This is a genomic window from Pseudoalteromonas sp. MTN2-4 (assembly GCF_042848605.1).
In the GTDB taxonomy this organism is placed as follows: Bacteria; Pseudomonadota; Gammaproteobacteria; order Enterobacterales; family Alteromonadaceae; genus Pseudoalteromonas.
The window spans coordinates 292,089-313,888 of the sequence record NZ_BTGK01000001.1; the positions used below are offsets into that span (position 1 = coordinate 292,089).

General features: G+C 39.8%; 17 protein-coding genes and 1 pseudogene. 5 read left to right on the forward strand and 13 right to left on the reverse strand.

Translation table 11 applies throughout. The features are described from left to right. Window positions 1-111: 111 nt before the first annotated feature. From ACGHEH_RS01365 to rlmD, 7 genes are all read right to left on the reverse strand, one after another. Window positions 112-945 (reverse strand): LytR/AlgR family response regulator transcription factor, encoded by an 834-nt coding sequence (locus ACGHEH_RS01365; protein ID WP_390441125.1) that lies wholly within the window; start codon window positions 943-945, stop codon window positions 112-114. Next, a complete protein-coding gene (locus ACGHEH_RS01370; protein WP_390441127.1) occupies window positions 938-2,068 on the reverse strand; it encodes a sensor histidine kinase in 1,131 nt (376 codons plus the stop codon). Before ACGHEH_RS01370 ends, ACGHEH_RS01365 begins: the two co-directional genes overlap by 8 nt. Before the next feature lie 136 nt (window positions 2,069-2,204). Next, entirely contained in the window at window positions 2,205-3,497 is a 1,293-nt protein-coding gene (gene eno / locus ACGHEH_RS01375) for a phosphopyruvate hydratase (RefSeq protein WP_390441130.1), read from the reverse strand. A 227-nt stretch (window positions 3,498-3,724) separates the two neighbouring features. Next, window positions 3,725-5,359, reverse strand: a complete 1,635-nt coding sequence (locus ACGHEH_RS01380; protein WP_058030295.1) for a CTP synthase — start codon at window positions 5,357-5,359, stop codon at window positions 3,725-3,727. A 165-nt stretch (window positions 5,360-5,524) separates the two neighbouring features. Continuing rightward, a complete protein-coding gene (gene mazG / locus ACGHEH_RS01385) occupies window positions 5,525-6,325 on the reverse strand; it encodes a nucleoside triphosphate pyrophosphohydrolase (protein ID WP_390441134.1) in 801 nt (266 codons plus the stop codon). 71 nt (window positions 6,326-6,396) lie between these two features. Continuing rightward, window positions 6,397-8,553 carry a GTP diphosphokinase gene (gene relA, locus ACGHEH_RS01390; RefSeq protein WP_390441137.1) on the reverse strand — a complete coding sequence of 719 codons (2,157 nt, stop codon included), beginning with the start codon at window positions 8,551-8,553 and terminating at the stop codon, window positions 6,397-6,399. A gap of 5 nt (window positions 8,554-8,558) precedes the next feature. Continuing rightward, complete coding sequence (gene rlmD / locus ACGHEH_RS01395; protein ID WP_390441140.1) at window positions 8,559-9,872, reverse strand: 23S rRNA (uracil(1939)-C(5))-methyltransferase RlmD; 1,314 nt, start codon at window positions 9,870-9,872, stop codon at window positions 8,559-8,561. A gap of 81 nt (window positions 9,873-9,953) precedes the next feature. Between rlmD and barA the strand changes: the two genes are divergently transcribed. Continuing rightward, on the forward strand, window positions 9,954-12,713 hold the full coding sequence (barA, locus tag ACGHEH_RS01400; RefSeq protein ID WP_390441143.1) for a two-component sensor histidine kinase BarA: 2,760 nt from the start codon (window positions 9,954-9,956) through the stop codon (window positions 12,711-12,713). Here the strand turns inward: barA and ACGHEH_RS01405 are convergent. The 3 genes from ACGHEH_RS01405 to ACGHEH_RS01415 all read right to left on the reverse strand — a co-directional run bounded on the left by ACGHEH_RS01405 (window position 12,710) and on the right by ACGHEH_RS01415 (window position 14,438). Then, window positions 12,710-13,054 (reverse strand): HIT domain-containing protein, encoded by a 345-nt coding sequence (locus tag ACGHEH_RS01405; protein WP_390441146.1) that lies wholly within the window; start codon window positions 13,052-13,054, stop codon window positions 12,710-12,712. The genes barA and ACGHEH_RS01405 overlap by 4 nt on opposite strands. 258 nt (window positions 13,055-13,312) lie before the next feature. Then, window positions 13,313-13,765 carry an Hsp20 family protein gene (locus tag ACGHEH_RS01410; protein WP_390441148.1) on the reverse strand — a complete coding sequence of 151 codons (453 nt, stop codon included), beginning with the start codon at window positions 13,763-13,765 and terminating at the stop codon, window positions 13,313-13,315. Window positions 13,766-14,150: 385 nt separating this feature from the next. Further along, complete coding sequence (locus tag ACGHEH_RS01415) at window positions 14,151-14,438, reverse strand: hypothetical protein (RefSeq protein WP_390441151.1); 288 nt, start codon at window positions 14,436-14,438, stop codon at window positions 14,151-14,153. Between the two features lie 313 nt (window positions 14,439-14,751). Here ACGHEH_RS01415 and ACGHEH_RS01420 point away from each other — a divergent pair, with 313 nt between their 5' ends. The 4 genes from ACGHEH_RS01420 (at window position 14,752) to ACGHEH_RS01435 (ending at window position 16,817) form a co-directional block, all read left to right on the forward strand. Beyond that, window positions 14,752-14,901: a hypothetical protein gene (locus ACGHEH_RS01420; protein ID WP_390441153.1), complete on the forward strand. Its 150-nt coding sequence runs from the start codon at window positions 14,752-14,754 to the stop codon at window positions 14,899-14,901. 247 nt (window positions 14,902-15,148) lie between these two features. Then, window positions 15,149-15,808, forward strand: coding sequence for a hypothetical protein (locus ACGHEH_RS01425; protein ID WP_390441156.1), 660 nt, complete (start codon window positions 15,149-15,151; stop codon window positions 15,806-15,808). Between the two features lie 56 nt (window positions 15,809-15,864). Next, a complete protein-coding gene (locus ACGHEH_RS01430; RefSeq protein ID WP_390441159.1) occupies window positions 15,865-16,407 on the forward strand; it encodes a hypothetical protein in 543 nt (180 codons plus the stop codon). A 38-nt stretch (window positions 16,408-16,445) separates the two neighbouring features. Then, a complete protein-coding gene (locus ACGHEH_RS01435; protein WP_390441162.1) occupies window positions 16,446-16,817 on the forward strand; it encodes a GGDEF domain-containing protein in 372 nt (123 codons plus the stop codon). A gap of 36 nt (window positions 16,818-16,853) precedes the next feature. Here ACGHEH_RS01435 and ACGHEH_RS01440 read toward each other — a convergent pair whose 3' ends face one another. From ACGHEH_RS01440 to ACGHEH_RS01450, 3 genes and pseudogenes are all read right to left on the reverse strand, one after another. Next, window positions 16,854-18,875, reverse strand: a complete 2,022-nt coding sequence (locus tag ACGHEH_RS01440; protein ID WP_390441165.1) for a S9 family peptidase — start codon at window positions 18,873-18,875, stop codon at window positions 16,854-16,856. 126 nt (window positions 18,876-19,001) lie between these two features. After that, a complete protein-coding gene (locus ACGHEH_RS01445) occupies window positions 19,002-21,002 on the reverse strand; it encodes a methyl-accepting chemotaxis protein (protein WP_390441168.1) in 2,001 nt (666 codons plus the stop codon). Window positions 21,003-21,257: 255 nt separating this feature from the next. Continuing rightward, window positions 21,258-21,789: pseudogene (locus ACGHEH_RS01450) on the reverse strand (TIGR00645 family protein). Window positions 21,790-21,800 lie beyond the last annotated feature (11 nt).

The following is a 21,800-nucleotide window of genomic DNA, read 5'->3' on the forward strand; positions in this document are numbered from 1 at the left end:
AATGAGGTGTTTTTATATTCGAGTCATGCGCCATGCTGGCGCAATCTTTTTATGAATTGCTTTGAACTGATGCAACTGAGAAATAAATGTAGGGTCAATATTGTTTTAGGTTTAATTTATAACTGGCTTTTCAGCAATAAAGTTTTGCAACACAGGGCTGTAATTCCTGCTGACTTTTAACTCAATATCGTCATTCAAAGTCACTATACTTTCGTTGTTTCGAAGCGGCTTGATGCTTATAACGTGGTGTAAATTAACTATAGTCGATTTATGAATTCGAGCAAACTGTTTTTCGTCTAATAATGATTGTAATTTCTTCATGGTGATACGTAACACATGAGTGTCTTTTTCGGTATGCACACACATATAATCACCCGCCGCATCTACCCATTTTATTTCTTTAACTGGGACGAGTACTTTTTCGTTATCACTGTTCTTAATCACTATCTCTTGGTTGAAAGCTGTAGGAAGCGGCTCATCGGTCTCAAGCCATTCTTCTAATTCACTTACTTCTATACCTGACGTCTCTCCTAGCGCATTAAGCAGTTTAAATTTTTCTTTTTCTGCTTGATGGGGGTTTTTTCGTTCAAGTATTCTCGATACAGTTTTTTGCAAGCGACCCAAATTTGCCGGCTTAAGCACATAATCAATGGCATTAAGTTCAAATGCTTCAATGGCATACTCACTGTAGGCACTAACAAAGACGATCATTGGCAGTGTATCGGCTTGCATCGCTTGCACGACTTCAATGCCATTCAACCCGGGTAGCTGTAAGTCAAGAAATAACACATCTGGCTCTAAAGTTTGGCAAAGTTTGATTGCATCATCACCATTTTCAGCCTGCCCAATTACTTTTATTTCAGGAATTTTCGCCAAACGAAGACTAAGTCCCTCGAGGGCTAATGGTTCATCATCAACAATTACAGCGGTTAATTGTTTAGTCATTATTCACCTCATAAGGCATCGTCATGGTCACTGTATTTCCTCTTTCTTGATTAGGTGTCAAAGTCACCTCACACTCGCCATTGAACATCACATCTAATCTAGAGCGGGTATTCTGCAAGCCTATTCCAAATCCTTTACTGTGTAATTCTTTTACAGCTTGACCCGTGTCCGTTATTTTAATTATTAAGCTCTCATCGCTTTTAGATGCCTTAAAAATAATCTCAGCGCCTTCTTTACTTGGCTCTACCGCATACTTGACCGCGTTTTCGATAATGGGCTGACAAAGCATATTTGGCAATACACAATGCATTACGTCTTTATCTACGTCAAAGTTTACTTTAAGGCGTTTGCCAAAACGGACCTTTTCAATCGACAAATAGAGTTTCAATAACTCCAATTCGTCTTTCATCGTACTGTTACTCTGTTTTGTTGCTTCTAACGAATGACGAAAAAAATCGCATAATTTGTCTAGCATCTCAGATGCTGTGTCGTTTTCTTCTTTTAAAATCAGCGTCGATATCGCATTCATTGTATTAAACATAAAATGTGGATTGAGCTGATAACGTAGCATTTCAAGTTGCGCGTCTTTTGCCAAAGTCTGCGCTCTTAATAATTGCTCATGCTCTCTTTGTAGCTTGCTGTTATAAAGCATGATGAAGAAGATTGACGTCCACACAAACATGGTTGCTAAAGAAAACAATAACCAACCACCGAATTCAAGCATATTCCATGCTTCATTCCACTGCTGGCTATGTACTATTACTTTGTAACTACCTAGCTTAATAATGTTATACAGTAAACCAAGCACTGCAGCCGATGAAAAACTCATTATTAGAGTTTGCTTCAAAGTATTATGAATGACTCTTTGAATAAACAACCACTGTAATAAAGAGAGGCAAAAGCCACTGAGTGTTTCGACAATTAAGTTAATTATCTGACCAACTAAGTTAAAGTCGGGAGAATCAAATTGCGGGCGAATAATGGCAATAAAAACCACAAGCATGTAACCAAGCCAGCCGCCTATCTGTAAGCTCCAAAATTGCTTAGACAACCTTTTAAAAGCCGAAGATTCTAATTCCAACGGGCTGTTTTCTGTGAGATGGGCTTTGTTGAAAACGTTCAAAACAGGCTCTATTTATCGTTATTCTTTAATTACTTTATTCAATAGAAATAAATAGGCAAGCAGAAAAACTAAATGTATAAAACACAGGCACAAAAAAGCCGCCTTTTTAGGCGGCTTTTATAAAATCAGTTAAAAATTACTGACCTTTGATCTCGCTACGACCGTTGTAAACAGCTTTGTCACCTAGTGCTTCTTCAATACGAAGAAGTTGGTTGTACTTAGCTACACGGTCAGAACGACATAGTGAACCAGTCTTGATCTGGCCTGCAGAAGTAGCAACTGCTAAATCAGCGATAGTTGCATCTTCAGTTTCACCTGAACGGTGAGAGATAACCGCAGTGAAGCCAGCTTCGTGTGCCATTGCAATTGCTTCAAGAGTTTCTGTAAGTGAACCGATTTGGTTAAACTTTATAAGGATTGAGTTACCGATGTTTTCATCGATACCACGCTTAAGGATCTTAGTATTAGTTACGAATAAGTCGTCACCAACTAGCTGAACTCTGTCACCAATCTTGTCCGTTAATACTTTCCAACCAGCCCAGTCACTTTCGTCAAGACCGTCTTCGATTGAAACGATTGGGTAACGAGCAGCAAGGTCTGCTAAGAAGTCAGCAAAACCTTCAGAGTCGAATGCTTTACCTTCACCTTTAAGGTCATATTTACCGTCAACGTAGAACTCAGACGCCGCACAGTCTAATGCAAGTGTGATGTCTTTGTTTAACTCGTAACCTGCAGCAGCAACAGCTTCAGCGATTACTTCTAGAGCTTCTTCGTTTGACTTAAGGTCAGGTGCAAAACCACCTTCGTCACCTACTGCCGTGTTAAGACCACGTGCATTTAGAACTTTCTTAAGGCTGTGGAAGATTTCAGCACCCATGCGTAGTGCTTCACGGAAGCTTGACGCACCAACAGGCTGGATCATGAACTCTTGAATATCAACATTGTTATCAGCGTGCTCACCACCGTTGATGATGTTCATCATAGGTACTGGCATTGAATACTTACCCGAAGTACCGTTAATATCAGCGATGTGCTCGTATAATGCAACACCTTTATCTTCTGCTGCTGCTTTAGCTACTGCTAGTGATACAGCTAAGATCGCGTTTGCACCTAATTTTTCTTTGTTTTCAGTGCCGTCTAAGTCAATCATGATTTGATCGATAACGCGTTGTTCAGTCGCGTCTTTACCAGCTAGTGCTGATGCGATGTCGTTATTGATGTAGTTAACAGCAGTAAGTACGCCTTTACCTAGGTAGCGTGACTTATCACCATCACGTAACTCAAGTGCTTCGCGAGTACCAGTAGACGCACCTGATGGTGCACACGCACGGCCCCAAGCGCCTGACTCTAAATGTACATCAGCTTCAACGGTTGGGTTACCGCGAGAGTCCATAACCTCACGACCAATCACTTTAACGATTTTTGACATCTTGATTCCTCTTATTCCCATAGTGGTGATAATGTTTTATTGATAGCTATTTTCCTGTATAGGATTAAATAACAGTTTTACCTAACCCCATAATAACCATTGGTCTGCATTGTTTAAATTGAATAAATATAACGCTGCACAGCAATGTTTATTAGTCACCGACATTAACAAATACATGTATTCGGTTTAGAGACAAAAAAGCCGTGCAAACGCACGGCTTCTTCATATTATTTTTCTGCTTTCTGGTGAGCAAACGCTGCACCCACAAAACCTTCAAATAACGGGTGACCATCACGAGGTGTCGAGGTGAACTCAGGGTGGAACTGAGCAGCAATGAACCAAGGGTGATCTTTATTTTCGATGATTTCAACTAGCTTCTTATCCTCAGACAAGCCTGTGAAGTGTAGGCCCGCTTTTTCAAGACGCTCGATGTAATTGTTGTTCACTTCATAACGGTGACGGTGACGTTCAGTGATTTCAGCATTGCCGTACACTTCACGTACTTTTGAACCTTCTTTTAAGTGACAAAGTTGCGCACCTAGACGCATTGTGCCGCCTAAATCAGATGCTTCATCACGTACTTCTACGTTACCTTCAGAATCTAACCACTCAGTGATTAGACCAACAACTGGATGAGCAGATTCTGCGTCGAATTCTGTTGAGTTTGCACCTTCAAGACCTGCAACGTTACGCGCATATTCAATTAGCGCAACCTGCATACCTAAACAGATACCAAGGTAAGGTACTTTGTTCTCACGCGCATACTTAGCTGCTAGGATTTTACCTTCAACACCACGGCCGCCGAAACCACCTGGTACTAAGATAGCGTCTAGGTCTTGTAATAACTCAACACCTTTGCTTTCAATATCTTGTGAATCAACGTATTGAATGTTTACTGTTACACGGTTTTTAAGACCCGCATGCTTCAACGCTTCATTTACTGACTTGTATGCATCTGGTAGTTCAATGTACTTACCAACCATACCAATTGTCACTTCACCAGTTGGGTTAGACTCTTGATAAAGAACCTGTTCCCACTCTGCTAAATCAGCTTCAGGTGCTTCAATGTAGAAACGACGGCACACTAAGTTATCAAGATCTTGTGATTTTAATAACGCAGGGATCTTATAGATGCTGTCTACGTCTTGCAGTGAAATAACCGCTTTTTCTTCAACGTTAGTGAAAAGAGCGATCTTTGCACGTTCGTTAGCTGGCAATTTACAGTTAGAACGACAAACTAGAATATCTGGTTGAATACCAATAGAACGAAGCTCTTTTACTGAATGCTGAGTTGGCTTAGTTTTAACTTCACCAGCAGCGCCAAGGAATGGTACTAACGTTAAGTGCATGAATAATGCGTGTTCACGACCAAGTTCTGTACCAAGCTGACGAATCGCTTCTAAGAACGGTTGTGACTCGATATCACCAACAGTACCGCCGATCTCAACGATCGCAATGTCATAACCTTCTGCACCTTCAATTACGCGGCGCTTGATGTCGTTAGTGATATGTGGAATTACCTGAATTGTCGCGCCTAGGTATTCACCTTTACGCTCACGACGAAGCACGTCTTCAAAAACACGACCTTGCGTGAAGTTGTTGCGCTTTGTCATTTTGGTGCGAATGAAACGCTCGTAGTGACCTAAGTCTAGGTCAGTTTCAGCACCGTCTTCAGTTACATAAACTTCACCGTGCTGAATTGGGCTCATTGTACCCGGATCCACGTTGATATAAGGATCCAGCTTAAGAATAGTTACGTTTAAGCCACGGGCTTCTAATATTGCTGCCAACGATGCTGCGGCAATACCTTTACCCAAAGACGAAACAACCCCGCCCGTTACGAAGATAAATTTTGTACTCATGCGAACCCTAGAATATCAGGAAAATGGAATTTTAAATAAGAATCAAGACGGGGCGATAGTATAGCAAAGCACTTAACATCAATCCACAAAAATTTAGCGTAAGCGCTTTAAATAGTAACAAGTAAGACCTCAAAAAATCGTCGTTATTGTTTGCCTAATACCGTCTTATTCTTTCGCGCTTTTCTTCACAAGCTCCCAAGCCTCATCCATTTCTTCAAGGCTTGACGAGTCTAAACTCTTGCCTTGTTGTTTAAGTACAGCTTCAACTTGGGCAAATCTGCCTACAAATTTATCTGTCGCGTTTCTCAATATTTGTTCGGGGTCGTGTTTAGCATGACGAGCCACATTGACTGTCGCAAACAATAAATCACCGATTTCTTCAGCTGAGTGATCGGACTGAGGGTTTTTTGCTAGTGCTTCGCTTACTTCTGCCACTTCTTCTGATACTTTTTCAAGTGCCCCATGGTAGTCTGGCCAATCAAAGCCCAGATTTGCAGCGCGTTTTTGTACTTTCTTGGCACGCGTTAATGCCGGAAGTACTTTTGGAATATCATGCCATAGGGTTTGCTCAAATGAATTCGGCTTTGCGGCTTTTTCTTGCTCTTTAATCGCCTGCCATTGTTGCTCGAGCTCTTCATCTGTTAATGTCTTTTGCTCTGAAAATACATGAGGATGCCTGCGAACCAGCTTGTTGTTTAAACCCTCAACCACCTCGTTAAAATCAAACAGCCCCTGTTCTTTGGCCATTTGTGTATAAAAAATAACTTGGAACAACAAGTCACCCAACTCATCTTTGAGATCAGCCATATTATCGCGCTCTATGGCATCGGCCACCTCATAAGCTTCTTCTAAGGTATGTGGCACGATAGTTTTGAATGTTTGGGCTTTATCCCAATCGCAGCCCTTTTCGGGATCACGAAGTGTTTGCATGATGTTGAGCAATTTGTCGATTTCAGTTTGATTCATTTTTTAAACACTTATTTTTAAAACAATAAAGTCGGCAAATGCCGACTTTATTAAATTGATATTTTTAGCGATTAATGCTGTCGCTTAGCTTCAAACACGCCGTCAATTTGAACCAGCTTAGTGATCAAGCGATTCATTGAAGACAGATTAGAAACCTCTATTTGCATAAGGAACACTGCAATATTTTGCTCATAGTTAGTTTGTAAGTTCATGTTTAATACATTCACTTTTTCATTGGCCAACACTGAACTAATATCGCGAATAAGCCCTTGCCTGTCTTGTGCCTCAATACGTAAATTCAACGCATAAGATGACTTAATATCATCTGACCAGCTGACTGCTATTTCGCGCTCAGGATGCTGTTCGCAAATGTGCGCAAACGATTCACAATCACTGCGGTGCACTGCAATGCCGCGACCTTGGGTGATATAACCAACAATTTCATCGCCCGGTACTGGCTGACAACATTTGGCTACATGACTAAGTAGGCTACCCACCCCGTCAACCACAATCCCGTTTTTATCGCCTTTCACCTTTTTACGAGCAGTAATTTTTAGCGTATCTTCAGGCTCAGGTTTGGCTTGGATAAAGTTTAGGAATTGATTGATGCGTACATCGCCCGCCCCCAATGCAACCATTAAGTCGTCAAGCTCTCTAAAGTTAAAACGCTCAACCGCTGGCTCTAAGTCTTTATAGGTAAGATCTAGTTTCGATAAATGTGAATCTAGCATCTCTTTACCCGCTTGAAGGTTTTTATCTCTGTCCTGCTGCTTAAACCAGTGATGGATTTTACTGCGAGCACGCGATGAGAAAATATAACCTAAGCTTGGGCTTAACCAGTCACGACTTGGCGCTGGGTTTTTCTGGGTTAATATTTCAACCTGATCACCGGTTTTTAGCTTATAGGTAAATGGGACTATTTTACCAAACACTTTAGCACCCACACAGCGGTGGCCGACATTAGAGTGAATGTAGTAAGCAAAATCCAATGGCGTCGCACCGAGTGGCAAGTCAAAAATATCGCCTTTAGGTGTGAAAACGTAAACCCTGTCTTCAACCACTTGGTTTTTCAATTCATCGGCTAAGTCACTGCCATCAACCACTTCTTCTTGCCATTGAAGTAGCTTGCGTAACCAACTGATTTTCTGCTCATAACCCGAGCCACGCCCAGGTAAAGCACCTTCTTTATACATCCAGTGGGCCGCAACGCCAAGCTCAGCATCTTGGTGCATTTCTTCAGTACGAATTTGGATCTCGACTGTTTTACCCTCAGGTCCAAACACCACAGTATGAATAGACTGATAACCGTTCTGTTTTGGTGTGGCAACGTAATCATCGAACTCTTTTGGTAGATGTCGCCAACTTGTATGCACAATACCTAGCGCTGCATAACAGTCTTGAATTTCATCAACCACAATACGCATAGCGCGAATGTCGAAAAGCTGATCAAATTCATAGTTCTTTTGCGACATCTTTTTATAAATGCTGTAAATGTGCTTCGGACGACCATAAACCTGTGCTTTCACGCCTGCTTCTGCAAGCTTGCTAGATACTAGGTTCACCATGTTTTCCATATAGGATTCACGGTCTAAACGCTTATCAGACAACTGTTTTGCAATACGCTTGTAGGTATCTGGATGAAGATAGCGGAACGATAAGTCCTCAAGCTCCCACTTCAGCTGGCCTATACCTAAACGATTAGCAAGTGGGGCGAAAATATTTGCAGTGGCTTTTGCTGTTACCACACGCTCTTCTTCATCCGCGTTTTTTACTTCACGTAAATGGCAAATTTGTTCGGCTAATTTAATAACAACGGCACGAACATCTTCTACCATGGCTAATAACATGCGGCGAATGTTATCTATCTGTACATTGCCTTTACCTTGATGTGCCAAAGTACTGATCGTCGCCATTTGCTCAACGCCCTGTAACAGTAAAGCAACGTTGTCGCCGAGCTCTTCTTTTACATCGTCAAAACTGATTAACTCTTCAAGAAAATAAGGCGTTAAATAAGCGGATGCCAAAGATTCAGGATCAAAATTCAGCTCGGCAAGGATTTCCACCATCTCAACGGCTTTATTCAAGGTCGTTGCATTCACATCAGAGGGACATAAAGCATGGGCTCGGTCTAAATATGAGAATTTATCTTCTGACAGATTCAGAAGATCTAGCCGAGCCGAAAAATCGGCTGGTAAATGGGTTTGATGTGATTGGCGGGTTGCAACCATTTGCATTACCTCCTTTGGAACAACGCCATTGTCTCTATATGCCCCGTGTGAGGAAACATATTCATAAGTCCCACTTTACTGATTGTGAAGCCAGCTTCAAGTACTAAAGCACTATCTCTCGCTAAAGTAACCGGATCGCACGATACATAGAGAATTTTTTCGAATTGATTAAGTGTCAATTGCTTCAATACGTCATAAGCGCCGGTACGAGATGGGTCTAAAATCAATACATTCGCTTGTTTATCAAACCACTTGGCACTTGAGATATCATCCTTCAGGTCAAAACATTCAAAAGACACATTTTCAAGCTGATTTTGTGCTGCATTTGACTTGGCTCTTTGTACTGAACTATCAACCCCTTCAACACCAACAACACGTTTAGCATGTTTGGCTGCAAGCAAAGAAAAGTTGCCAATACCGCAAAACAAGTCTAATACGATGTCTTGTTCATTGAGTGCCAACCAATCTAGTGATTGCATCAGCATTTTCTCATTTACTTCGCTGTTAACTTGAATAAAGTTATTGAGCTGAAAACCGAACTCAATGCCATCAACTCTATAATTAGGAAGCTGCTCGTATGCCACAGGCGTTGTACCATCATCCCATAAAACCTGCACACCTGAGTCGCTTAACGCTGTCGTTAATGTCTGTTTTGTATTGTCATCAATGGCTTTGGTATGCCTTATCAGAACAAACACACCGTTATCTGCTTCACAAAGCTGCACATGACTAATTGAGTGAAGCTTGACATTGTCTGTGATGGCAAGCCTTAGTCGCGAGAATAACTCTGTAAAAGCAACATTTAAAACTGGGCAATTTTCTACTTCTACTATTTGCTTACTTTTTTGCGCTCTGAAGCCTAATTTAAATTGCTTCGTTTTCTTATCTGCAATACAAGCAATACGAGCAGAGCGACGGTAGTGCTTATCATCACTGGTAATAACAGGTTGCCATGCTAAGTGCGTTTCTTTTGCAAACTTTTCAAATAGTTTACTGACGGCTTGTTGTTTATAAGTGATTTGACTGTTCACTTCTAGGTGCTGCAACTGACACCCGCCGCATACGCCATAATGCTGACAAAAAGGTGCGACACGCTCTTCACTTGGTGTAAGTACTTTGACTTGTTTTGCCTCAATGAGCTTTGATTTTTCATCGAGAATTTGTGCTTTTACTTGTTCGTTTGGTAACGCACCATCTATAAAACACACCTTGCCATTGTGATTTGCGACACCACGACCTTGATGATCAAGTGACTTTACATTCAAAGTCAGTACTTTGCCTTTATTAGACGTTTTTTTAGCACGAAATATCTGTGCCATACGAATGCCCCTTAATGTTTGCCAACCCGTGTCTAAGTCGATACTCTTAAAGCTAGAATATTAATAAGAAATAGTTCATTCATGACCAGATTAGGCCTGCGCGATAGCATTCTCGTTCTAACTTTAATCCCTACCATGCTGATTGGTTTAATTCTTGGGGGGTATTTTACAGTAAATCGTTATGTTGAGCTTGAAGAAATTCTCTTCCAACGTGGAAGTAGTATTTCAGAGCCATTGGCAATCGCATTAGAGCAACCCGTTTTACGTGAAGATAGAGCACAACTTAAGCGTATAGTCAGTACAGCACACAACAAACATTCTCCGCTTATCAAAAGCATTGCTGTTTTTGATGTTGAAAAAGAACTACTACTGACCAGCAATTATCATGAGCATTTTAATAATTTAAACTTCTCTAACGACATTAAAGCCCTTCATCATACTGATATGGTGAAAAGAGACGATACATTTATATTTTTCACTCCAGTTAAATTTAACTCACAACCCTCAGAGCAATGGCAAGATGCCCATGCCGCGCCGCTAGCGTTATTAGTTATTGAGGTGAGCAAAGATAAAGCAATTATTGCGCAGCAACAAACGCTTATTATGAGTATTAGCATAATTGTGATTGCATTAATTTTGAGTGGTATTTTGTCGTTGCGGATCAGTAAAGTATTAGTTTCTCCACTATCTAAGTTACTTTTAGCAACAGACAAGCTGGTCGAAGGTAAACAAGACATAGGTCTTCAAGCACCAATGCAAGGTGAGTTTGAACTGCTTCGTCAAGGGTTGCACACCATCAATGACGCTATGGCAAACCAACGCGACGAAATGCAAAAGCATATAGACCAAGCCACCAGTGACTACCGAGAAACGCTAGAGCAGTATGAAACCCAAAATATTCAGCTTAATATTGCCAAAAAAGAAGCTCAAGATGCCAACCGAGTTAAATCTGACTTCTTAGCGAAAATGAGTCATGAATTACGAACACCTTTAAACGGTGTGATTGGTTTCACAAGACAGCTTTATAAAACCCCGCTAAACAAACACCAAAAAGAATACTTAGACACTATTGAGCTTTCAGCCAATAGCCTCATGACCATTATCAGCGACATCTTAGATTTCTCTAAACTAGAAGCGGGAGCGATGGAATTAGAAACTATCCACTTTCAGTTAAGAGAAGTTATCAGTGAAGTCATGACATTGCTAGCGCCAAGCGCTTATGAAAAAAAACTTGAACTGTCTATTTCTATTCATCCGCATGTGCCAGAGAATTTAGTAGGCGACCCAACACGATTAAAACAAGTACTCATAAATTTGATAAGTAATGCCATTAAATTCACAGAAAAGGGCGCGGTTAAAATTGATATCACTCACCGTGTAATCAAACAAACCAATGCCTCTTTGTTAGTGTCTGTAAGTGACACTGGCGTAGGCATTGCAGCAGAAAAGCAAGATGCGCTTTTCACACCGTTTGGTCAAGCTGACTCAAGCATTACCCGTAAATTTGGTGGCACCGGTCTTGGCCTCATTATTACTAAACATATAGTTGAGGCCATGCGTGGTAGTATTAGTTTAAACTCAGCACCTGGCCAAGGTACTTGTTTTACCTTTAATGCCATCTTTGAGCTACCTCAGCGAGCATTCAACAACGACTTACCTACTTATAGTCTTGAGAATAAGCGTATTTTATTCTTTGAACCTCAAGAGCATACTCACTATGCAATATTAGCCCAATTGCATGAGTGGAAAATGCAAGTAACACCTTGTTTGACTGAAGAAAGTTTCTACCAGGCCCTTGAAAAAGACTTCAGTTATGACATCTGTTTAATTGGTAATACCGCTGACGTTGAACAAATGCCTGTGCTGAAAAACTACATCTCTCAAGCCCGTCCATTGTCTGATTATTTATACCTCATGGTCAGTACCATTTCTCATAATATGCGAGAATCATTAGTAGGGAGTGGCGCAGATGCCTGTGCAAGTAAGCCTCTGCATTATCGTAAACTGTGCGAAATGTTAGCAGCCCCGTACCGCTTAGATCATCCAGATGTGTCAACCGATGAACATGACCAACCTATATTGCCTTTAAAAGCACTTATCGCTGATGATAATGATGCCAACTTAAAACTACTTTCTACACTTTTATCTGAGCAAATCGAAGGCATAGATACTGCACATAATGGCGCACAAGCTGTGGCTCTGTGTAAAACTCATAAATATGATTTGATCTTCATGGACATTCAAATGCCCATTATGGATGGCATAACGGCATGTAAAACCATCTTAGATTCGTCTTTAAATGAAGATACACCTATTATCGCTGTGACCGCACACGCATTAAGTGGCGAAAAAGATCAGTTACTTAAAGATGGATTTAGTGGTTATTTAACTAAACCTATCGATGAAGACATGCTGAAACAAACTATTTGTGATTACAGCAGCTCATCGGTGAGTTCGACAACAAAGAGCAAAGCAGAAGAAGTTGAACCAAGCCCAGCCCCTTTTGAAAGTCATTTACTGGACTGGTCCTTAGCGCTTCGTCATGCTGGCGGTAAACCCGATTTGGCCATTGAAATGTTGAACATGCTATTAGATAGCTTAAACGACACGCACCAACAGGTAAATCAAGCACTTGAAAATGAAGATTTCGCACTCCTGCTTTCGGTCATTCATAAGTTTCATGGCGCTTGTTGCTACACAGGTGTGCCTAAACTAAAACAGTTATCAGAAACCATTGAAACCGGTCTGAAGCGCCATCAAAACATTACCGATGTTGAGCCCGAAGTGCTCGAGTTACTTGACGAGCTAGAAAACTTCAAACAAGTCTCCCAAGCAAGCTAGTTGAGTTTCGGCTCGCCAAAGTTAACATGAAAGTGCAAGTGCTTACTATCTTGATAATCACCAAGATTAGTAAGCACACGTGCAGCATCATATTCTTTTTCAACTTTACCTGCCAGCTCTTGTACAACCATCATAAGATGAAATAGCTGTTCTGAACTATGACCTCCTAAGTCAGTAAATGAAGGAATATGTTGTTTAGGGATAACCACAATATGTACAGGCCAATGAGGCTGAGTATGATGAAAAGCGAGTACATGCTGATCTTCATATACAACATCAAGCTCTACTTTGCCGCTTAATGCTAAGTCACAGTAAAAATCATTATTTTCATAACTTGCCATGCTACCTCCAAAATAAACCTTTAATTACGTCAAAGGCTGTATAAGAAAAGATTCTTAGCTTTTATATTCAAAGTGTAGCAATTAATAAAATACTTTTAGCTAGTGTTTATTCTTAAGGTATGAGTTTTTCAAACCAAAGACTTTCAATAAGCGAAATCAATTGCGACACACAGTTCAACAGCTCCTTATAGAAGAAACAAAAAAACGGCTTACCTAAATAAGCCGCTGATTGGGAGACGTTAAAATGAATTGAATGCTTTATGCGCTTTTGAGCAGCTCTTGCTTAGCACCATTTATTGCAATCCTGCGAGGTTTATCTGCTTCTGGGATCTCACGCTCTAAGGCAATATTTAATAAGCCACTCTCTAAAGATGCACCACGAACTTTTACATGGTCTCCCAATTGGAATTTGTGTTCGAAATTCCTTTCAGCGATTCCTTGATGAATAAAGGTACGCTCTCCATCAACCGATTTGGTTTCTTTCAACCCCTTCACTGTTAAAGTGTTTTTCTCGGTTTCAATCTGTAGTTCTGACTCTACAAACCCTGCCACAGCCATGGTGATTTGATATTTATCTTCACCTAAAAGTTCGATGTTGTATGGAGGAAAACTTGATTGTTTTGCATTACGACTAGCGTTATCCATAAGTTGAGCTAAATGATCAAAACCAATGAATGAACGGTATAATGGTGATAAATCTACTGTACGCATAATAATATCCTCTTAAAGCGATAGTCTGTTGGCATCTCCTCAAATGAGCAAGATTACCCAATAAAATCATAGTGTTAATTTAATGAAGACCCTGTAAGGCGTCTTCATAATAAGAGATAAGGTCTGCTAAACAGTTTTCAAGAGAAAAAATTAAAAAGATTTAAATTTAATTTTTAGGGATACATAAATTTGCATTCAACTTACTGATATTTGAGATTTTATACAGTTCTTACCGTAAGCTATTTTTTATTAAATCGAAGCCTGAACCATAATGTAAATGGCAAAATTGGCAGAAACTCTGATTGAACTCTCAGAAGTGAGTTAAATAGAAAAAGCCTGAGCATTTACCCAGGCTTTGTTTACTTACTGTTGGTTGGAATCTATTTTAATATTTAAAGCGTTTACTACGTAGAGAAGAATTTGTTGCTTTAGAATCGTATTTATCTGAAAAATATGAAGCTGGAGAGAGCAATAAAACAAACGAATCTGTTTTTGTGTCTGAACGCTCACCTAACTCTTCATTTTCGCTTTTTGGTAATTTAAAGCTCATCAAGAGTACAGCTGATAGAGCAACAACGATCCAGACAGAATATCGCCAATCACCTGATTGCACAGAACCCGCTATCGCTAAAAACACACCAATTAACAATATCACTCTAAATCCATGTAACATTTTTTAATCCCTTAAACTAAACAATCCGTTTGTTAAATTTAATTGCAAAATATTTACAAATCAAGCTTGAGGTTAAGAAAGTGTTTAAATATTAATAAAAATGCACTCTATATTTGAATATTATGAAAAAACTCATACGGCGATAGCAACAGCCCAATTATCAACTTAATAACAACAAAAAATCATCAAGTATAAAACTCTTCGGAAAACTGGAGGTTTTTAAGCATTAATCTAGATTTAAGTTAATAGTGTTGATGTTTAACTACACAAAAATTACACGCCCACTTTTTACTATATGTTTTTGGGGTCATAGATGAAAAAACGGTTTATTCCTTCAGAGCAGATAGGCTCAATACCAAGAAATGCTGAGCTGATAAGTGCGTATAAATCGTTTAAAAATGGCGAGCTTAGTTATATGCTGCACTCTGCGATATCGCCGAATCTGAAACAGTCCAAGTCATGAAAGATTTAGTTGCTTTAGGCTGGAAGTGATCAGTGATGGCGAACAACGAAAGTTTGATGGCTTTGCGCATTAGTGTTTACACAACTCTTGTTGCTATGAATCCGAAGGTTTATTAGTTGATTTTTCGGATGGCCATTCTCGCGTATTTGCGCCACACCTCAAAACTGCACCATTTAAATACGAGCATACCGCAGATGAGTTTTTACAGTTTGCAATAAAACACGCAAATGTCCCTGTCAAAGAGGTTGTGATCTCTCCTTCAATGCTAAGTTTAGTCTATCCAAATACGGGCTTAAAAGATTACAACCATCAACAATTCATAGAAGACTTAGTTCAGCAACATGTAGTAGAAGTGAAACGCTGTTTAGAGCTTGGGGCGCACAAAGTACAAATTGACTTCACAGAAGCAAGGTTATCTTTGAAGTTAGATCCCTCTGGTGAGCTACTTAATTCATTTGTTGATTTAATCAACAAATGCCTTTCACATTTTAATCAAGAAGAAATTGCTCGTATCGGTATTCATACTTGCCCCGGTGCCGATACCGATTCAACACACAGTGCCGAGGTTGACTACAAATATTTACTGCCCACCTTATTCGAAATCAATGCGGGTAACTTTTATGTGGTAATCAGAGGTGAAAAAGAGCCAGAAAAAGCCCTCTATTTACTCGGAAACGTCATCAAACAAGACCAAAGAGTTTTTATAGGCGTGACCAATCCTATCAGCAAAGAAATAGAAACACCTGAATCAGTGTGTGAATTATTACTCACTGCTTCGAAATATATCCCAGTAGAACAGTTAGGCTCTACAGATGACTGTGGCTTTTCTCCTTTCGCAGACGATATATCAACTGCCCGAGAAGTCGCATATCAGAAGATAAAAGCTAGATTAGAAGATAAAAGCTAGATTAGAAGGAACCAAACTGGCAGAGATGAAGCTTGGATTAAGTTAAAGAAGTAAACATGACGAGTATTGAGCCAAGTTTAAACATGCATCAACTCAATCTTGAGATGGAGAATCACCAACTCAAAAAAGACCTCAGAGAAAGGCAGTTTGAGCAATTTACCTTATCTAAGATACAGCAAGTCGCAAAAGTAGGCACTTGGAAGCTCAATCACCTCACCTATGACGTATGCCTCTCTCTTGAACTGCTTACCATGCTGGGTTTGACACAAGCATCTTGTAAACTTAAATGGAATCAATTTGTCAGCCTTATCGATCCAGCGCAACACTTGGCACTTGAAACAAAATTAATTCAGCTCGAAGACGTTGAGCACCCAGCGATTGTTCATACATTTTTAGACAATACACAAACAAAACGCCACTTTAAGCATTTTAGTCATACGTTTACAAATAGTATTAGACAACCGCTACGAACAGTCGGCCTTATTCAAGATATTACTGAGGAGTTTAACCAAGCAAAAGAGTTAGAACGACAAGCAATCACTGATGAGTTAACTAAATTATATAATCGAAGAAAATTAATGCCTCTTTATGCGAATTGATAAATGACACAGTAAATACTGATTTGCCTTTCTAAATTATGCTGTTCGATTTAGATCATTTTAAGAGAGTCAATGACGCATTTGGGCATACTTATGGTGACAAAATACTTATGGCAACAGCTGATGTCATGAAGAAATTTTTACCCAGTTACGCACAGTATGGTCGCTGGGGAGGTGAAGAATTTCTTATCGTGGTCAATAACGTATCATTGAACGATGCTTGCAACATCGCTCAACACATCAAAAATGCATTAAACACCATTATATTTCCAAACAAAAAGCCCCTGTCGGCCAGTTTTGGCGTTACGCAATTTAAGAGAGACGATAACTTTACAACCATACTCACTCGAGTCGACCAACTTATGTATAAGGCAAAACAATCAGGCCGAAATTTGGTTGTGTGTGGTTAAATTGAAACCAACCTAACCACACCCTATCGAATTGTCTTACTTTTTATATTTCTCAAACCAAGCAAGGGTATGCTCAATTTTACTCACCATACGCGATGGCTTCCCGGCAATACCATGTGGTGCACCTGGAATTTTCACCAACACTGTATCAATTTTACGAAGTTTCAATGCTTGATAATACTGCTCAGTCTCTGCCATTGGCGTTCGTAAATCTTCCTCACCTGTCATTAGCATCGTCGGTGTTGTTACATTGCCGACTAACGATAACGGAGAGCGTTGCCAATAATGTTCAACATGCTCCCAAGGCATACCCGGAAATTGCGTTGGTATTTGTACTAAACCACTATCCGCGGTCAGCACTTTACTGAGCCAATTAATTACTGGTTTCACGACGACAGCAGCATTAAATCTGTCGGTTAAGCCAATCGCGTAAGCCGTTGCAATGCCCCCCGCTGACCCACCAGCAATAAATAGATTGCCTTTATCGATAAAGCCTTTCGTTATCATGGCATCAACGCCTGAATTGTGATCGGCAAAATCTTCCTTCGAGCTGTATTTATACTTTAACAACATAGCGAAACGCTCGCCGTAAGAACTACTGCCACGGTGGTTATCGTAAAATACTACGTAGCCTTGTGCAGCATAACGCTGTAACTCAGCCGAAAAATGTGGGCCATAGGCTAAATGCGGTCCGCCATGAATTTCAATTAATAGCGGATACTTTTTATTAGGATCAAAATTAGGGGGCGTGATATACCAACCTTGAATTTGCTCGCCGTCAAATGAAGACTTGTAGTTAACTTCATGCACCTCACCCAGTGTTTTATGAGCAAGTAAGTCTTCGTTTAACGAGGTTAACTGTTTGGTATTTCCTTTAGTCGATGCTATTGCTACATCCGCAGGCCTTTGCGCTGTGCCATGGGTAAATGCGATTTTACCTGAGTAATTCGCACTAAATTGGCCGCTAATATAAGGTCTACCCAGTGTTGTGCCCGATAAGCTGTCGGCTAGGTCTTTGATATTGCCACTCAAAGAAATCGCTGCAAGCTTGCGTTTACCGAAATCATCATAAGCAATTGCCAATCTTGAATTGCTGATCCAAGTCGGATTTTGAATAGAGCGGTCAAAATCTTTGCCCACCATTTCAAACTCTTTATCTGACCAATCCATAATATTCAGTTTGTGATTACGATAAGGATTCAACTCACCAGATGCGCTTAAGAAAGCGAGTTTTTTACCATCTCTTGAAAAACTCGGAGAATGCTCTCGACCAGGTTGAGTGGTAAGTTGAGTTAACTTGCCCTTTAAATCAACACTGAATAAATCACCTTCTAAACGCTTGTATTCCCAATCTTTAATTCTATTCGCTGAGAATACAATTTCTTCAGAGTTACTATGCCAAGTCAGCTGGCCACCATGATGAAAATTGCCAGAAGTCAGTTGACGCGGCGTGCCCCCATCACTCGGTAAAATAAATATTTGACGGAAGCCCGGTTTAACTAATCCTCTGCCATCAGTTTGGTAATAAGCTTTATCAATAACAATTGCAGGCTCTGACCATGTCGCACCTTTTGGCTTGGCTGGCATTTTAGCAATCACCGAAGGTTTTTCATTAATTTGCTGACTAAAAGCTAGCCACTTGCCATCAGGAGACCAAGTTAAATTACTCACACTTGATTGAAGCTGGCTTAGTAGAGCTGTGCGATTTTGCTCTAGGTAATGCACATGCACTTGATAGCTACCAGAAACATTACTAATGAATGCGATTCTCTTTCCATCTGGTGACCATCTTGGGTGAAGGTATTGGTTTTCATTTGAAAATAACGGCGTTTGTTCACCACTTTTTACATCAACTAACCACAAGTTACGGCGTGTACTGTCTTTCATTATGTCATTTGAATTTCTGACATAAACGACCTGCTTACCGTTTGGCGAAATTTGTGGGTCGTTTGCATACTCTAATGCAAAGATATCATTGGCATTAAATGTAGAATTTGCCTGAGCAAAAACAGGTAATAATGCCAGTACTGAAAGTGTTTTTCTGATCCCAATACCCATAGTGGTCCCTAATTAATAAATTTAGGATATGAATACTAGAGTCCACATCAAATGTCATGGATTTAGCGATAAAGTGAATAAAAGTGATGCCCACTAACGGGACATCATGAAAAGCTTAAGTTTTCTTTAATACTCGTAATTACATTCTTTACTGACCTTATAGCGCTCGATCATTTCATCCATATCGATTGCTGAGCCCGCTATATTGGTTGCCGCCTTAGCTATTTCCTCTGCACCAGCAACGTTTTCTGTGGCTTTTTGATAAATATCAACAATATTTTTGCTTACTTCTTCAATCGCGTTACTCTGCTGTTGAGTATTTGAAGAAACCGCTTCTGTCACCGCTTCAACTTGTTTTGCCTGTTCAACAATCGTCGCTAAAGCCAGTTTAATCTCTTCTGCTCGATTAGCAGCTTCTAATGCATTCTCTTTACCTTGGGTAATAATGCTTGATGCTTCTTTTGAGCTTGTTTGAAGCTCTGCCACTAAAGAGGATATTTCTTCAGTCGATTTTTGCGTTCGACTAGCTAGGCTTCTAACTTCGTCAGCCACAACCGCAAATCCTCTCCCTTGCTCACCTGCTCTAGCTGCTTCAATAGCCGCATTAAGCGCCAATAAATTGGTTTGCTCTGCGATTTCTCGGATCATATCTACCATGCTAGAGATACTGCCAACACGCTCATTTAAGGTATCAACCGATTTTGCTGATCGCGCCATATCATCAGATGCACTTTGAATAACATCAACCGCTTCACTTACCACCTTTTGGCCATTTAAAGATTCATTGGCAACGGTTTTAGCTGCTTGTGAATTATCAGACATGGAGCTTGCAATAACTTGAATATTAGCGCTCATTTGCTCAGAAGCAGAAGCAATAGTTTGGATCCCCATTTGTTGCTCTACTAAGTTTTCTTGGCTTTGACTAATAGCTACAGCTGTTTCGTGAATTGATACTGTGATTTTTTTAGACACTAAGCCAAGCTCAATTAAATCCTCTTCAAACTGCTTAGTTAGTGCATTGATTTTATTTGCAGACTCGCCAAGTTCATCAGAACTGACTACTTCAATCTCATCAGCCATGTCTCGCTCTTTAATCGCTACCTCAATGCCTTTAGCTATTAATTCTGACTGACGATGTCTTAATTGAATCGATAAAAATAATGCTGCTGTGATAAGAAAACCAACGACAAATATGATTGCTTCGACTACTAACACCGTAACCGCATCTTGTTGAATTTCTATGGCAGTTTTATCAACTAAGGTCAGTGCATTTTCTTCGGCTTGTTTCAACGCTTCAATACGCGTTGTTGCTGCATTAAACCAAGTTTGTGGATTTATTTCATAGCCCGAATCTTTATTTTTAATCATCTGTCTAAAGCGGTTAACACTAGAAAAAGATGATGATGATAGAACTTCATCAAACAGAGATTTCATCTCTTTAGGTGCAGCCTCTAGAGCTTCTTCAAGATAAACGCTTTGCTTAGTGAGTAGTTTGATATAGAGCGCTTTATCAGTATATGCCATTTTATCTTTCTGAAACACATCATAAAGCGCCGCTCTCTCAAGCATGGCCGACTCTTTAGCATTGGAAAAGTTATAAATTGATACGAGTTCTTTTGCAATAAGGTGGTCATTGCTGAGTCGTGAAGCCTTTATAACAATATGTAGACCTTTAAGGCTAATATCCGTGTAATATTGAGCAGTGTCTGACGGTGAAATTGAAGATGAATTAACCCCATTTCTAACCGAGTTTCTTCTATTTAATAACTGTAAGAACTCATTTAACTCTTGCTGCATTGCACTGCTTAAGGCCCATGACTCTTTCTTTTTGACTAACTCTTGAATTAAATTATCCGTTGAGCGCTGTTGACTATTAAATTGAGCGCTCTGCCTTGATTGCACACCTTGCAGATAAAGGCCAGATAGCTCACGCTCTTTTTGCGTTTCATGAACAATACTCAACACTGCGTGACTAAGAAAGGCATTATACTCAGCGTCATAGGCATTATTCATTTTCTTAAATGCCATACTCATATCGTAAGTAATGATAGCGCCAAGCAAAATGCAGGGTAAAAGAACAACTAAAGTGAGGTGACTTGAAATCTTTTTGGCTACTGCTAGAAACATAGAGGCAACTTATTTTTTAATAAAAAGTTAACTGCTTTAAAATATAGGACGTATCCAAATTATTTTGAAGCAATTATTCCTAATAAAATAATATTAGTGTTTAGTCGAGTAAAGAGTAAAGTCTTTTACTTCATGAACTTAAAAATTTCAGGAATTTTTGCCTCAACCGTACAAATAACAGACAACATTTAAGGGTAAGGATCACTTCTAAGTTCAGACTCCTTTAAATTGTCCTAGCAAAACCTAAAACTCACACTAATGATTATGAGTTTTACTGTTGATGTAATCAGTAATTGAAAACAACACCCCTGATATGACGAACGTTAAGTGAATACCCACTTTCCAAAAAAAGCTCTTCATTACTTAGGGATTCTGAACTAATAAAGACTTTTAATAGCTCTACGGCAGAGATGGCGACAATGGCACTGATCAACTTAATTTTTAGACCTGAGAAGCCAACTTTACCCATCCAAGCGGGTCTATCTCTATGATTATCAATATCAAGTTTTGACACAAAGTTTTCATAGCCGCTAAAAATAATTATCAATAACAGTCCTGCTAATAAAGCAGTATCGACTAAAGTTAGAATACCAACAAGCAAGTCATTGTTAGCTGTATTGAATGCAGTAAGTGTCATTGAATAAAATTGCGTAAAAAATTTGATAAGTAGCAAAATTACTGCAAACAATAAGCCTAAAAAGAAAGGCGCTAATAACCAGCGTCCTTTAAAAAGGGTTGACTCTAAAGCATGCTCCAGTTTGTTTCCAAACGACTTTGGTTCGTTCATTTCGTTACCTA

Bases quoted from the DNA above. Each gene is read 5' to 3' on its own strand.
- ACGHEH_RS01365 (WP_390441125.1), bottom strand. From the start codon at position 945: ATGACTAAACAATTAACCGCTGTAATTGTTGATGATGAACCATTAGCC.
- eno (WP_390441130.1), bottom strand. From the start codon at position 3,497: ATGTCAAAAATCGTTAAAGTGATTGGTCGTGAGGTTATGGACTCTCGC.
- ACGHEH_RS01380 (WP_058030295.1), bottom strand. From the start codon at position 5,359: ATGAGTACAAAATTTATCTTCGTAACGGGCGGGGTTGTTTCGTCTTTG.
- mazG (WP_390441134.1), bottom strand. From the start codon at position 6,325: ATGAATCAAACTGAAATCGACAAATTGCTCAACATCATGCAAACACTT.
- relA (WP_390441137.1), bottom strand. From the start codon at position 8,553: ATGGTTGCAACCCGCCAATCACATCAAACCCATTTACCAGCCGATTTT.
- rlmD (WP_390441140.1), bottom strand. From the start codon at position 9,872: ATGGCACAGATATTTCGTGCTAAAAAAACGTCTAATAAAGGCAAAGTA.
- barA (WP_390441143.1), top strand. From the start codon at position 9,954: ATGACCAGATTAGGCCTGCGCGATAGCATTCTCGTTCTAACTTTAATC.
- ACGHEH_RS01405 (WP_390441146.1), bottom strand. From the start codon at position 13,054: ATGGCAAGTTATGAAAATAATGATTTTTACTGTGACTTAGCATTAAGC.
- ACGHEH_RS01410 (WP_390441148.1), bottom strand. From the start codon at position 13,765: ATGCGTACAGTAGATTTATCACCATTATACCGTTCATTCATTGGTTTT.
- ACGHEH_RS01415 (WP_390441151.1), bottom strand. From the start codon at position 14,438: ATGTTACATGGATTTAGAGTGATATTGTTAATTGGTGTGTTTTTAGCG.
- ACGHEH_RS01420 (WP_390441153.1), top strand. From the start codon at position 14,752: ATGAAAAAACGGTTTATTCCTTCAGAGCAGATAGGCTCAATACCAAGA.
- ACGHEH_RS01430 (WP_390441159.1), top strand. From the start codon at position 15,865: ATGACGAGTATTGAGCCAAGTTTAAACATGCATCAACTCAATCTTGAG.
- ACGHEH_RS01435 (WP_390441162.1), top strand. From the start codon at position 16,446: ATGCTGTTCGATTTAGATCATTTTAAGAGAGTCAATGACGCATTTGGG.
- ACGHEH_RS01440 (WP_390441165.1), bottom strand. From the start codon at position 18,875: ATGGGTATTGGGATCAGAAAAACACTTTCAGTACTGGCATTATTACCT.
- ACGHEH_RS01445 (WP_390441168.1), bottom strand. From the start codon at position 21,002: ATGTTTCTAGCAGTAGCCAAAAAGATTTCAAGTCACCTCACTTTAGTT.